The sequence below is a fragment of the Halopseudomonas pertucinogena genome (assembly GCF_014646575.1).
Classification (GTDB): Bacteria; Pseudomonadota; Gammaproteobacteria; order Pseudomonadales; family Pseudomonadaceae; genus Halopseudomonas; species Halopseudomonas pertucinogena.
On the sequence record NZ_BMNN01000001.1, the window covers coordinates 268,133 to 281,942 of the forward strand.

A 13,810-nucleotide genomic window follows, 5' to 3' on the forward strand; every position below is an offset into this window, starting at 1 on the left:
AGGGGAGAACTTTTGGTTATTTCGCGGGTCCATCGCCATAGATTGAATCCGTCGAGTCAAAGCGGTGGTATCGCGACATGACGGAACAGACTGACCAGCAGTTGGTCGAAAGGGTGCAACAGGGAGATAAGCGAGCTTTCGATCTGCTGGTACTCAAATATCAGCATAAGATCCTCGCCCTGGTCACTCGCTTCGTGCACGATTCGCATGAAGCGCAGGATGTGGCACAGGAAGCGTTCATCAAGGCCTATCGTGCCCTGGCGAATTTCAGAGGGGACAGCGCTTTTTATACCTGGTTGTATCGAATCGCTATCAATACTGCAAAGAACTATCTGGTTGCCAGGGGGCGACGCCCACCCGACTCGGACATAGCAGCAGAAGACGCCGAATACTACGACGGCGACAGCGCGCTCAAGGATATCCATTCTCCGGAGCGGGATCTGCTGCGAGACGAGATCGAGCAGGTGGTGAATCGAACCCTGCAATTATTACCGGGAGACCTGCGCATGGCGTTAACTTTGCGCGAGTTTGAAGGTCTCAGCTATGAGGACATAGCCAGCGTAATGGAATGTCCGGTGGGAACTGTGCGGTCAAGGATATTCAGAGCACGGGAAGCCATCGATAAAGCCCTGAAGCCGCTGCTCGAAGCGTGATTCCGGGAATCCGTGATGCCCTTCGGGGCCTTTTTGACAGAGGTAAAGCAATGACGAACGAATCCTTGCGGGAGACTCTCTCCGCGCTCATGGACGACGAGGCAGAACAACTGGAAGTGCGCCGCGTCCTCCGTGCCGGCGAACAGGATCCGGACATCCGTCTCAGTTGGGAGCGATTCCAGCTGGCACGGTCTGTCATGCACAAGGAGCCCTGGCATACCGGAATGGACCTGTCGGCAGGAATCGCAGCAGCTCTAAAGGATGAGCCCGCTCTGAATACCGGGCCGGCTTCCCGCTCTCCGCGCTGGAAAACGCACCTGGGCCGTGTGGCCGTGGCTGCGTCCGTCACAGTGGCGGTGCTGGTCGGTGTTCGCATGGTCAACCATGATCCGGCAACGGAAAACACCATGGCGGCCGTGGAGCGCAGTGTTCCGGCAACCGGTGTCGCGGCCGTTCCGGCCACCCCGGTGGGTGCAGGCGCGGTGCTGGCGGGCTTCTCTTCCCATGCCGATCAGCAGCAGCCTGCTCAGGCGGCCCAGGAACCGTCCGCCTGGCAGGAGCAGCGAATTCAGAGTTACCTGCGCCGCCACGCTGAAAACAATGTTCAGACCGCACCGCAGCCGGTGCCATATGCCCGAGCAGCGAGCCTGGAAAACAACTAGTGCCACGACTGATAGGTTTATGGGGGTGGTTAGGAGTGGCCACCCTGTTCACAGCTCCAACGGTATCGGCGGAAGACAGTGTCCGCTGGCTGGAGCGAATGACACAGGCCGTCCAGGAGCAGAGCTACCATGGCTCCTATGTGTATGAGCGGTCAGGTATCTTCACTACGCAGGATATCTGGCGGCAGGCCACCCCTGACGGGATTCAGGAACGCCTGTTGCAGACTGCCGGTCGCCACCAGGAATGGTTGCGGCAGGACGGGGTACTGGTGTGTGCTACCGCACCGGTCTATTCCCAGGCGCGCAGCCCCGGCAGCGCGCATGGTCTGGATACCCGAAAGCTGACCGAGTGGTACAACCTGCGGAACCTGGGGACGACGCGTATCGCCTCGCGACCGGTAACGGTCATCGCAGTGCATCCCAAGGACGGATTCCGTTACGCACATGAGCTGTACATTGACGAAGAGACCGGGCTGATGCTCAAGTCCCTGCTGGTCGATGACAACCGTGAGCTGCTTGAACGATTCCAGTTTTCCACCATTACCTTCGATCGCAAGGCCTACCGGTCCGGTCTCAAGCCGACCAGTTCCTGCCTGCAGGTCCAGGCGTTGCCTGCAAAGGACGAGACGGTCCTGCCTGTCCTGGAGCCGGCCTGGCTGCCGCCGGGGTTCAATCTCGAGCGCCGCCAGGTGCAATCGGTACGCGGTGACGATGCTGCGCTGGCCTCCCAGATCTACAGCGATGGCCTGGCCAGCTTCACCCTGTTCGTCGAGCCCCTCGGCGGTGACAGCCTGGCCGAGGATCTGCGTGCCCAGTTGGGGCCAACGGTTGCAGTGAGTCGGCGTCTGCTTGCTGATGATCAGCATTTTCTGGCCACCGTCGTGGGCGAGATACCCCCGCGGGCGGCGGAGCGTATTGCCGACTCTCTCAGTCGGCCGGGCGCGGGTATCGCCCGATGATCGAGGAGCGCGCCCGGGTGCTGAGTGTCGAGCAGGGCGCGGCCTGGGTCGAAACGATTCGTCGCAGCGCCTGCGACACCTGCCAGGCGCGTAACGGCTGTGGCCAGTCCATGCTGCAGCGGCTTGGGCTCGGCGCCCGTCACGGTTTCGTCCGGGTACTGTCCCATGGGGCCGACTGCCGGGTAGGCGACGAGGTCTTGATTGGCATTCCGGAGCATGCGGTAGTGCAGGGCTCCGCACTGGTTTATCTGGCGCCGCTGGTGGCGCTTTTCGCAGGATCCCTGGCGGCCCAGGCAAGCGGTGCCGCCGAGCCCTGGGTCATTCTGGCTGGTCTGTCCGGTCTGGGTATCGGCTTTGCCGCAGTACGCTGGCGTGGCCGTCGCTGGGAGCACGATCCGGCCTTCGTGCCGCGAGTGCTGCGTCGGGTGACGGATGGCGCAGGCGTGGTCAGCGATATACGAGAAGGGAGTGGATAGCGTTATGAAAACGATGCAACGGTGGTTGCTGGTCATGGTAGGCGCATGGCTGCTGGTCTGGCAGTCGATGGCGGTCGCCCAGTTACCCGACTTCACCCAGCTGGTGGAAGAAGCGTCTCCGGCGGTGGTGAATATCAGTACCCGTCAGAACGTACCCCGGCGATCCGCAGGTATGGGGCCGATGGTGCCCGATCTGGAGGGGCTGCCGCCGATCTTCCGCGAGTTCTTCGAGCGCAGTTTTCCGGATGGGCCCCAGGCCCCGCCGCAACGCCAGGCCCAGTCGCTGGGGTCGGGCTTCATCATTTCCAAGGATGGCTATGTCCTGACCAACAATCACGTGGTCAGTGGTGCCGATGAAATCTTTGTCCGGTTGTCCGACCGCCGGGAGCTGGAAGCGAACCTGGTCGGTGCCGATCCCCGCTCCGATCTGGCGCTGCTCAAGATCGATGCCGGAGCCGATCTGCCGGTGGTGCGCATGGGCAAGTCCGCAGATCTGAAGACCGGTGAGTGGGTGCTGGCCATCGGTTCGCCCTTCGGCTTCGAGTATTCGGTGACCGCCGGCATTGTCAGTGCCAAGGGTCGCAGTCTGCCGAACGAGAGCTACGTTCCCTTTATCCAGACCGATGTGGCGATCAACCCGGGTAACTCCGGCGGCCCGCTGTTCAACCTCGATGGGGAAGTGGTGGGCATCAACTCACAGATCTTTACCCGTTCCGGTGGTTTCATGGGCCTGTCCTTCGCCATTCCGGTGGACGTGGCCATGGACGTGGTCGAACAGCTGAAGAACGACGGTACCGTACGTCGCGGCTGGCTGGGTGTGGTGATCCAGGAGGTCAACAAGGATCTTGCCGAGTCCTTCGGTCTGGCCCGTCCGGCCGGAGCGCTGGTGGCTCAGATCATGCCGGGTGGCCCGGGTGAGAAGGGCGGCCTGCAGGTGGGTGACGTTATTCTCAAGCTGAATGACCAGGACATCGTGATGTCCTCGGATCTGCCCCATGCAGTGGGTCGGCTGCGTCCGGGTGCCAGGGCCAGCATGCAGATCATGCGCGATGGCAAGCGTCAGCAGCTGACCGTCGAGATCGGGGCTCTGCCCGATGAGGATGCGGTGGCCGGCACCGCCGTCCCCTCGCCGAACGCGCCATCGGCCACTGACAATCGCCTCGGTCTGGCAGTGGTTGAGCTGAGTGAAGAGCAGAAGAAGGCTCAGGATATATCCAACGGCGTGGTGGTAAGGGAGGTGCGTCCGGGCCCTGGCGCGATGATTGGTCTGCGCCCCGGCGATGTCATCACCAATCTGAACAACCGCCCGATCGAATCCGCTGCGGACTTCGAGAAGATCGCCAGCGAACTGCCGGTCAACCGCTCCATCTCCATGCGGGTGATTCGCCAGGGGCGGGCCAGTTACATCACCTTCCGCCTGTCCAAATAGGCGCCCGCCCGCTGGCATGGGGCAGCCGGTCCTCCGGCGCAGCCCCATGCCAGCGGATGGCGTGCTGCGGCGTAATCGGGTACACTTGCGGGCTGTTTTCGGGGCATCCCCCGGTCACCGCCATGTCTGGCAAACCACGTCTGGAAGAACCCTGCAGTGAGCGACCTCAGCCTGATCCGAAATTTCTCCATCATCGCCCATATCGACCATGGCAAGTCGACCCTCGCCGACCGTTTCATCCAGATATGCGGCGGCCTCAGCGAACGCGAAATGGCGGCGCAGGTGCTGGATTCCATGGATCTGGAGCGGGAGCGCGGCATCACCATCAAGGCGCACAGCGTCACGCTGCATTACAACGCGAAGGATGGCAAGACCTACCAGCTCAACTTCATCGACACCCCGGGGCACGTCGACTTCCACTATGAAGTCAGCCGCTCCCTCGCTGCCTGTGAGGGCGCCCTGCTGGTGGTGGACGCTGCTCAGGGCGTCGAGGCCCAGTCGGTGGCGAACTGCTATACCGCCATCGAGCAGGGTCTGGAAGTGATGCCGGTACTCAACAAGATCGATCTGCCGCAGGCCGAGCCCGAGCGCGTTGCCGCAGAGATCGAAAGCGTGATCGGCATCGATGCCACCGACGCGGTAGTATGCAGCGCCAAGAGCGGGCTCGGTGTGGAAGACGTACTGGAACGCCTGATCGAGGTCATTCCCGCCCCGGTCGGCGAAATCGATGCCCCGCTGCAGGCACTGATCATCGACTCCTGGTTCGACAACTATCTGGGCGTGGTGTCGCTGGTGCGGGTCAAGCAGGGCCGCATCAAGAAGGGCGACAAGGTACTGGTCAAGTCCACCGGTCGCGTGCATCAGGTCGACAGCGTGGGCGTGTTCAACCCCAAGCATACCGAGACCGCCGATCTCAAGGCCGGCGAAGTGGGCTTCATCATTGCCGGTATCAAGGACATCCATGGCGCCCCGGTCGGCGACACGCTGACCCTGTCCAGCACGCCGGACGTCGAGATGCTGCCTGGCTTCCAGAAGGTCCAGCCGCAGGTCTTCGCCGGCCTGTTCCCGGTCAGTTCGGACGACTTCGAGGACTTCCGCGATGCGCTGGAGAAACTGACGCTGAACGACGCCGCGCTGCAGTACGAGCCGGAAAGCTCCGATGCGCTGGGCTTCGGCTTCCGCATCGGCTTCCTCGGCATGCTGCACATGGAGATCATCCAGGAGCGTCTGGAGCGCGAATACGATCTGGATCTCATCACCACCGCGCCTACCGTGGTGTTCGAGGTGGTGAAGAAGGACGGCGAGATCATCTATGTCGACAACCCGTCGCGCCTGCCGGATCCCGCGCTGATCGAAGAGATGCGCGAACCCATCGTACGGGCCAACATCCTTGTGCCCCAGGACCACCTGGGCAGCGTCATCACCCTGTGTGTTGAAAAACGCGGTGTGCAGCGTGACATGGTGTTCCTCGGCTCGCAGGTCCAGGTGGCCTATGATCTGCCGATGAACGAGGTGGTACTGGATTTCTTCGACCGGCTGAAGTCGGTGAGCCGCGGCTATGCCTCACTGGATTACGCCTTCGACCGGTTCCAGGCGGCCAGGCTGGTCCGGCTGGACGTGCTGATCAACAACGAGAAGGTCGACGCCCTGGCGCTGATCGTGCACCGCGACAACGCCGCCTTCAAGGGCCGGCAGCTTGTCGAGAAGATGAAGGAACTGATTCCGAGGCAGATGTTCGACGTGGCCATTCAGGCTGCGATGGGCGGACAGATCGTGGCACGCTCCACGGTCAAGGCGCTGCGCAAGAACGTACTGGCCAAGTGTTACGGAGGCGATGCCAGCCGCAAGAAGAAGCTGCTGGAGAAACAGAAGGCCGGTAAGAAGCGGATGAAGCAAGTCGGTAACGTGGAAATCCCCCAGGAAGCCTTCCTGGCCGTGCTGAAAGTGGACAACTAGGGGCAACGCAAAACTGACTATGCATATCAACTTTCCGCTGTTGCTGGTGATTGCAGTGGGCGTCACCGGCCTGCTGGCGTTGCTGGATCGTATCTGGCTGGCGCCGCGCCGTCGGCGCGCCGTGGCGGCCTACCAGGCCGGAGCCGGGACGGTCGATCCCGATACGCTGGAAAAGCTGAACCGGGAGCCGTTGCTGGTCGAATACGGCAAGTCGTTCTTTCCGGTACTGGCGGTGGTCCTGATCCTGCGGTCCTTTCTGGTCGAGCCGTTCCAGATCCCCTCCGGATCGATGAAGCCGACCCTGGCAGTCGGCGACTTCATTCTGGTCAACAAGTTTTCCTACGGTATCCGCCTGCCGGTGCTGGAGACCAAGATCATTCCCATCGGTGATCCCCAGCGCGGTGACGTGATGGTGTTTCGTTATCCGAACGACCCGCGCATCAATTTCATCAAGCGGGTGGTCGGCTTGCCGGGTGATCATATCGCCTACCGGGACAAGCGGCTGTTCGTGAATGGCGAGCCGGTGCAGCGTGAGCTGCTGCGCACCGTCCAGGATGACGAGGTCCCCGCGGGGCACCCGTTGCAGGCGCTGGCCAAGGCCGAGATCTATCTCGAACAGCTCGGCGCAGCGACCCACGAGGCGCGTTACAAGAACATGTCCCAGACTCCGCCGCCCAGGGAGTGGGTGGTTCCCGAGGGCCACTACTTCATGGTGGGCGACAACCGGGACAACTCCAATGACAGCCGGTACTGGACCGCGCCGGGCATGCCGACGGAGTTGTGGGGAATGGTTCCGGACAACTATATTGTCGGCAAGGCCTTTGCCGTCTGGATGCACTGGCCGGAGCCCAAGCTGAGAAATCTGCCGAGCTTTACCAGGGTCGGGCTGATCGATTGATGTAGAGATACACCTGGTGGCCTTCAGCCAGGGATGTTGGCGGCAATTAACATAAACAACGGACGTACGAGGTTACCCATGCGCCATTCTCAGAAAGGCATGTCTTTTTTTGGCTGGCTGGCCGTTATCGCGCTGGTGGTGTTCGGCGCAGTGATCGCCATGAAGCTGACCCCGATCTATCTGGACCATATGGCCCTGCGCAAGATAGTCACCTCGGTCAACGAGGATCCGGAACTGAAGATCGGTTCGCTGCGCGATCTGCGCGCGCATATCAACAAGGGCATGCAGATCAACAGCATCCGGGACATCAAAGCCGATGACGCCATTGAAGTGACGGCCAGCGGAGCTGATACCTATACTGTGGTCATCAAGTATGAGGTGCGCTCGCCCCTGTTGAACACCGTGGACCTGCTGGTCCATTTTGATGAAACCCATATTGTCAGACCTATAAAGTGAGCAACAAGCTAGACCGACTGGAAAGGAAGATAGGATACAGTTTCAGGAATCAGGATCTGCTGATCCTGGCGCTGACCCACCGCAGCCTGGGTGGGCGCAATAACGAGCGCCTGGAGTTTCTGGGCGACTCGATTCTCAACTTCATCGCCGCGGAGGCGCTCTTCGAGCGCTTCCCCCAGGCCCGGGAAGGTCAGCTGTCGCGTCTGCGGGCCCGGCTGGTGAAGGGGGTGACCCTGGCGGAGCTGGCCAAGGGGTTCGAACTGGGTGAACACCTGCGGCTTGGCTCCGGTGAGCTCAAGAGCGGCGGCTTCCGCCGTGAATCCATCCTGGCGGACACCACCGAGGCCATCATCGGCGCCATCTATCTGGACAGTGGCATGGAGGCAGCCCGCGAGCGGGTGCTGGTCTGGCTGGCCGATCATATCCAGGGGCTTACTCTGGTGGACAACAACAAGGATCCGAAGACCCGGCTGCAGGAGTACCTGCAGGGGCAGCACAGCGAGTTGCCGCAGTACGAAGTGGTGGATGTCAGTGGCGAGGCGCATTGCCGGACATTTCGCGTAGAGTGCCGGATCGAGTTGATGACCGGCAAGACCTTCGGCGTTGGCAGCAGTCGCCGCATCGCCGAGCAGGAGGCCGCAAGGCAGGCTCTGATCGCCATGGGCGTGGAGAAACAACAATGACTGATACCCCGTCGCGCTGCGGCTATGTTGCCATCGTCGGCCGACCCAATGTGGGCAAGTCGACCCTGCTCAACCACATCCTCGGCCAGAAGCTGGCAATCACCTCGCGCAAGCCGCAGACCACGAGACACAATCTGCTGGGCATCAAGACCGAGGGCGAGATCCAGGCGATTTACGTGGATACCCCGGGCCTGCACAAGGATGCGGAGAAAGCACTCAACCGGTTCATGAACAAGAGCGCCTCGCAGAGTCTGCGGGAAGTGGACGTGGTGCTGTTCGTGGTCGACCGCACGCGCTGGACCGATGAGGACGAGATGGTCTGGAACAAGGTCCGGCACCTGGAATGCCCGGTACTGCTGGTGGTCAACAAGGTCGACCGGCTGGAAGACAAGAAGGACATGCTGCCGCATCTGGAGTGGCTCGCATCCCAGCTGCCCCGGGCGGAGATCGTTCCGGTGTCGGCGCTGCACGGAGGCAACATCGACCGGCTCGAACAGCTGGTGGCCGAGCGACTGCCCGAGGGCGAGCACCATTATCCCGATGACCAGATCACCGACCGCAGTTCGCGGTTCCTGGCCGCCGAACTGGTGCGCGAGAAGGTCATGCGTCAGCTTGGCGCGGAAGTGCCTTACCAGGTGACGGTCGAGATAGAGCAGTTCACGCAGGAAGGCAAGGTACTGCATATCCATGCGCTGATCCTGGTGGAGCGCGAGGGCCAGAAGAAGATCATCATCGGCGATGGTGGTGCACGCATGAAGAAGATCGGCCAGGAGGCGCGGCTGGACATGCAGAAACTGTTCGGCAGCAAGATCATGCTCAACCTGTGGGTCAAGGTGAAGCGCGGCTGGTCGGATGACGAGCGTGCACTGAATTCGCTGGGCTACCGCTTCGACTGAACATGCTTCCGTCCCCCGGTCCGGCCTATGTGCTGCACACGCGCCCCTATCGGGACAGCAGTGCGCTGGTCGACCTGCTGACGCTGGAGTCCGGTCTGCAGCGCGCGGTCTGGCGCGGTGCCCGGGGCCAGCGTCGCAAGCTGAGCCCGCAACCCTTTGTCCCGTTGCTGGTGAGTTTCACCGGGCGCAGCGAACTGAAGACCCTGACCCAGGCCGAAGTCGCCGGCCGCTTCGCCCTGTTGCAGGGCCAGACGCTGTTCAGCGGACTGTATCTCAACGAACTGCTGGTCCGGCTGCTGGTGGCGGGTGACCCGCAGCCGATCCTCTTCGCTGCCTATCAGCTGGCGCTGGAGCAACTGGCCGGCGGGGCGTCGGTCGAGCCCATCCTGCGCCGCTTCGAGTGGCAACTGCTGGATAACCTGGGGTATGGTTTCAGTCTGACCGAGGACGCCGGCGGCCAGCCGATAGAGCCGCACCAGCGCTACGTCTGGCATGCCTCCGACGGCCTTCAGCCCCTTTTCCAGCCGGTGTCCCCCGATGCCGGCCTGTCCGGCGCCGCATTGCTGGCGATGGCGGCGGACGACTGGAGCGCAGCCGGTACGCTGCGCACCGCCAAACTTCTGATGCGCCAGGCACTGGGCGTGCATCTGGGTGACCGCCCGCTGGTCAGCCGCAGCCTCTTTGCCCGGCGCCCCCCTTCTTCAAGAGGAGATCTACAGTGACTGAACCGCAGCGTGTACTGCTTGGTGTGAATATCGATCATGTGGCGACCCTGCGTCAGGCCCGTGGGACCCGCTATCCGGATCCGGTGCAGGCCGCCATCGAGGCGGAGCAGGCGGGCGCCGATGGTATTACCGTGCATCTGCGCGAGGACCGTCGGCATATTCAGGAGCGCGACATCCGGCTGCTCAAGGAAGTGATGCAGACGCGGATGAACCTGGAGATCGCCGTTACCGACGAAATGCTCGCGTTCAGCCGTGAGATCCGTCCGGAACACGTATGCCTGGTGCCGGAGCGGCGCGAGGAGCTGACAACCGAAGGCGGTCTGGATGTGGCCGGCAACCTGGCCCGGGTGCAGCATGCGGTCGAGGAACTGAGCGGCTATGGCTGCGAGGTCTCGCTGTTCATCGATGCCGAGCCCCGCCAGATCGAGGCGGCCCGGCATGCCGGCGCGCCGGTCATAGAGCTGCATACCGGACATTACGCCGAGGCCACCGGCCAGGAGCAGGCCGAGGCGCTGCGCCGGATCCAGGAAGGTGCGGCCTATGCCCGCAAGCTGGGTCTGGTGGTCAACGCCGGTCACGGACTGCATTACCACAACGTCGAGCCGATCGCCGCGATCCCCGGCATGAACGAGCTGAACATCGGCCACGCAATCATTGCCCGCGCGCTGTTTTCCGGTCTGGCCGGTGCCGTGGCGGACATGCGTAGGCTGATCAGGGGCGCCCAGGTCAGCGGATGATCAGAGGCATCGGTACGGATCTGGTGCTGCTTCAGCGGATCGAGGCAGTGCTGGCGCGCAAGGGCGAGCGTTTTGCCCAGCGGATCCTGACGCCGGCGGAGCTGGCGCGTTTCCGTGGCCACTCGCAGCCGGCGCGTTACCTGGCCAAGCGTTACGCGGCCAAGGAGGCCATCCTCAAGGCGCTGGGTACCGGGCTGGCCAAGGGCATGTCCTGGCAGCACATGCAGATCGACAACGACCAGCACGGTGCGCCGGTGGTGGTGCTCAGCGGGGCTGCCCTGGAGCGGCTGGAGCAGGGCGGCGGCGGACGCATGCTGCTGTCGCTCAGTGATGAGCGCGAACAGGCGCTGGCCTTTGCCCTGTGGTCAGACCAGTGATACTTCCAGAAGCGTATCTATCGCCTCCAGCACCCCTCTGACTTCTGTCTGGCTGTCCTCCCCCTGTTTCAGCCGGGTTTCCGCAGCCAGGCAGCGCGCCCGCAGCTGCGGGACGCCGCAGTAACGCGTCGCGCCGTGCAGCTTGTGGATCACCTCCAGCAGCCCGGCCCGGTCGCCACGCTCCAGCGCCTCCCGTATGCGTTCGCGTTCGGCCGGGAGGCCGTCAAGCAGGATCTTCAACATGTCATCGGCCAGGTCCGCCTTGCCGGCGGCCAGCCGCAGACCTTCTTCATGATCGAGAATATCGGTGCGCGGCACTGCGGGTTCGACCGGGGGCGCAGGCTCGATGACGACCCGTCCACCGATGGCCCCGAGGGCCGGCCCGGGGCCATCCGGCCGGGGTGACAGCTCCACCGCGTGGGGCAGCATGCCGGTCCACTTGATCAGGGTCTGGCGCAGCTGTTCCGAGGTGATGGGCTTGCTAAGATAATCGCTCATGCCACACTGCATCAGCTGGCGGCGCTCGCTCTCCAGCGCGTGGGCGGTGAGGGCAACAATGGGCACCGGGTCGAAGCCGGCAATATCCTCGCGCAGCCGCAGTTCGGCGGTGACCTGCCGGCCGTCCATGCCGGGCATCTGCACATCCATGAAGATCAGGTCGACCGCCTGCTCGGTGAGAATGTCCAACGCCTCCTCACCGCTGTGCGCCAACAGGGCGGTCACGCCCATGTCCTGGAGGAAGGCTTCCAGCAGCCGCAGATTGGCGGGCTGGTCGTCCACGCAGAGCACCCTGGGCATCAGCATGGGCGGGCTGCTGCGATGATTCGGCTCTGACCTGTCGCTGAGCAGGTGCGCCATCGCGCGATACAGCTTGCGGGTGTTCACCGGCTTGGACAGGGACTGGCACATCGAGCGCGGCAGCCGGTCCAGCAGTGGATAATGTTCGGTGGTGTCGGTCAGGATGATGCTCTTGCAGATGTTCAGCTCCGCCCACTGGCGTACCATTTCCAGGGTTTCGCCCGGCGCAGTCTGCGGGTTCCTGGTGCTGACCAGCGCCAGCTGCAGGGAGTCGTCCCGCTGGCCGGGTGAGGTCAATGCCTCATGCAGCTCCCGGGGAGTATCGAACATGCGTACCGACAGGCCGATGTTCTCCAGACTCTGCATCAGCATCTGCCGGCTGAGCAGCTGCGGTTCCACCAGCGCCACCCGTACGCCCAGCAGCGACCGCTCCGGCAACTCGTCCTCGTCATGCAGGGAGCGCTTCAGGCGCAGGGTGAGCCAGAACTCCGAGCCTTCCCCGGGCTGGCTGCGCAGACCGATCTCGCCCTGCATCTGCTCGACCAGGCGCTTGGAGATGACCAGCCCCAGACCGGTGCCGCCGGCCTGCCGGGAGATGGAGTTGTCTGCCTGGCTGAATGCCTTGAACAGCGCCTTCTGCTGGGTAGGCGACAGGCCCACGCCGGTGTCGTTGACGCTGATGCGCAGCAGAACCTGATCGACGTCCTGCTGTTCGGCCATCACCCGCACGCTGACCGAGCCCTCATGGCTGAACTTGATGGCGTTGCTGATCAGGTTGGCAAGGATCTGCTTCAGCCGCATCGGGTCGCCGCTGAGCCCCAGCGGCGTGTCACGGTAGATGATGCTGACCAGCTCCAGACCCTTGTCATGGGCGGTGGGTGCCAGCATGGTCAGCGTCTCGTCGATCAGATCGCGCAGGTTGAAGGGCAGATTCTCCAGTACCAGCTTGCCGGCTTCGATCTTCGAGAAGTCGAGGATCTCGTTGATGATCGCCAGCAGGCTATCGGCGGATTTGCCGATGGTAGTCAGGTACTCATGCTGACGTCCGCTCAGTTCGCTGCGCTGCAGCAGCGTGGTGAAGCCGAGAATGCTGTTGAGCGGCGTACGCAGTTCGTGGCTCATGTTGGCGAGAAACTCGGACTTGATGCGGCTGGCCTCCTGCGCCGTCTTGCGCGCCAGATCCAGTTCGATGTTCTGGATCTCGATGGTCTCCAGCGTCTGGCGCAGGTCCTCGGTCGCCTGTTCGATGTTCTGCTGCAGCTCGCCCTGGGCGCTGCGCATGGTCTGCGCCATGTTGTTGATGCCGGTGGCCAGGTCATCCAGCTCGCGGCTGGCCTGTTCATCGAGGCGCACATCGAAGTCGCCCTGACTGATGCGGTTGATGGCCGCGTTGAGCCGCTGGATCGGCTGGGTGATCCGTCTGCCCAGCAGGCTGACCACCCCGGCGGTGAGGGCCAGCCCGAGGATGATGATGACCAGTGTCGCCAGCACGCCCTGATACTGACGCAGCCGGGTATTGCCGTGGCTGATTTCCACCTCGACCCAGCCCAGCAGGGCGTCGGGTTCCACGCCCGGGTAGTTCTGGCGATGGGGCAGGTCGGGGCTGGCCAGCAGCGGCATGATGAAACGCCGACTGTGGTCGCCCCGGTAGATCTGCACCCCGGTGCCGGCGGCCAGGCTGATATCGTCCAGTGGCGACTCCGCCGGATGCATGCGCGGCCCCCAGCGATCGAGCAGGTTCATACCTGCGTCGTATATGGCCAGCGAGCGCACATCGGTATAATTCAGCGCTGCATTGAGGGTGGGTCCGATGCGCCCGGGCTCGTTGGCGAGCAGTGCCGAAGCGGCGGGTTGCTGGAGATGTTCAACCGTCATCAACCCGCGCTGGAGCAGCTGCTGTTCTGTCTCGCGCAGCTGCTGCCAGCTGAAATAGCCGCCCATCACCAGCGCCATCAGTGCAGTCGGCAACAGCGTCATCAGCAGCAGGCGGGCCTTGATGCCCATGGCCGGCTGACGTTTCATCGCAGGCGTGTTCAATATTCGCATCCCTTTTGCGGTTGCCGTTATCATAGATCGAAAAGCTGGCCGGGGGCAGTTCCGGTCCG

At 63.0% G+C, this 13,810-nt stretch carries 14 protein-coding genes; 13 read left to right on the forward strand and 1 reads right to left on the reverse strand.

Translation table 11 applies throughout. From position 1 onward, the window contains the following. The first annotated feature begins 77 nt into the window (after positions 1–77). From rpoE to acpS, 13 genes are all read left to right on the forward strand, one after another. Complete coding sequence (rpoE, locus tag IEW63_RS01330) at positions 78–653, forward strand: RNA polymerase sigma factor RpoE (protein ID WP_188634797.1); 576 nt, start codon at positions 78–80, stop codon at positions 651–653. A 50-nt stretch (positions 654–703) separates the two neighbouring features. Beyond that, on the forward strand, positions 704–1,315 hold the full coding sequence (locus tag IEW63_RS01335) for a sigma-E factor negative regulatory protein (protein ID WP_188634798.1): 612 nt from the start codon (positions 704–706) through the stop codon (positions 1,313–1,315). Positions 1,316–1,350: 35 nt separating this feature from the next. Then, the gene (locus IEW63_RS01340) at positions 1,351–2,274 is read left to right on the forward strand and encodes a MucB/RseB C-terminal domain-containing protein (RefSeq protein WP_272872562.1); all 924 of its coding nucleotides are present in this window, start codon (positions 1,351–1,353) and stop codon (positions 2,272–2,274) included. Beyond that, entirely contained in the window at positions 2,271–2,750 is a 480-nt protein-coding gene (locus tag IEW63_RS01345) for a SoxR reducing system RseC family protein (RefSeq protein ID WP_188634800.1), read from the forward strand. The genes IEW63_RS01340 and IEW63_RS01345 overlap by 4 nt, the downstream gene beginning before the upstream one ends. 13 nt (positions 2,751–2,763) lie before the next feature. Continuing rightward, positions 2,764–4,179, forward strand: a complete 1,416-nt coding sequence (locus IEW63_RS01350; protein ID WP_272872572.1) for a DegQ family serine endoprotease — start codon at positions 2,764–2,766, stop codon at positions 4,177–4,179. 156 nt (positions 4,180–4,335) lie between these two features. Then, entirely contained in the window at positions 4,336–6,135 is a 1,800-nt protein-coding gene (gene lepA, locus IEW63_RS01355; RefSeq protein ID WP_188634802.1) for a translation elongation factor 4, read from the forward strand. Positions 6,136–6,154: 19 nt separating this feature from the next. Further along, complete coding sequence (lepB, locus tag IEW63_RS01360; RefSeq protein ID WP_188634803.1) at positions 6,155–7,033, forward strand: signal peptidase I; 879 nt, start codon at positions 6,155–6,157, stop codon at positions 7,031–7,033. Positions 7,034–7,132: 99 nt separating this feature from the next. Further along, positions 7,133–7,489 (forward strand): DUF4845 domain-containing protein, encoded by a 357-nt coding sequence (locus tag IEW63_RS01365; protein WP_188634804.1) that lies wholly within the window; start codon positions 7,133–7,135, stop codon positions 7,487–7,489. Then, complete coding sequence (gene rnc, locus IEW63_RS01370; protein WP_188634805.1) at positions 7,486–8,172, forward strand: ribonuclease III; 687 nt, start codon at positions 7,486–7,488, stop codon at positions 8,170–8,172. Before IEW63_RS01365 ends, rnc begins: the two co-directional genes overlap by 4 nt. Then, entirely contained in the window at positions 8,169–9,068 is a 900-nt protein-coding gene (gene era, locus IEW63_RS01375; protein WP_188634806.1) for a GTPase Era, read from the forward strand. Before rnc ends, era begins: the two co-directional genes overlap by 4 nt. A gap of 2 nt (positions 9,069–9,070) precedes the next feature. Further along, positions 9,071–9,790, forward strand: coding sequence for a DNA repair protein RecO (recO, locus tag IEW63_RS01380; RefSeq protein ID WP_188634807.1), 720 nt, complete (start codon positions 9,071–9,073; stop codon positions 9,788–9,790). Further along, positions 9,787–10,530, forward strand: a complete 744-nt coding sequence (gene pdxJ, locus IEW63_RS01385; RefSeq protein WP_188634808.1) for a pyridoxine 5'-phosphate synthase — start codon at positions 9,787–9,789, stop codon at positions 10,528–10,530. The genes recO and pdxJ overlap by 4 nt, the downstream gene beginning before the upstream one ends. Further along, a complete protein-coding gene (acpS, locus tag IEW63_RS01390; protein ID WP_188634809.1) occupies positions 10,527–10,907 on the forward strand; it encodes a holo-ACP synthase in 381 nt (126 codons plus the stop codon). Before pdxJ ends, acpS begins: the two co-directional genes overlap by 4 nt. Here the strand turns inward: acpS and IEW63_RS01395 are convergent. After that, on the reverse strand, positions 10,896–13,727 hold the full coding sequence (locus IEW63_RS01395) for a response regulator (protein ID WP_229710264.1): 2,832 nt from the start codon (positions 13,725–13,727) through the stop codon (positions 10,896–10,898). The two genes, acpS and IEW63_RS01395, sit on opposite strands and share 12 nt — an antisense overlap. Positions 13,728–13,810 lie beyond the last annotated feature (83 nt).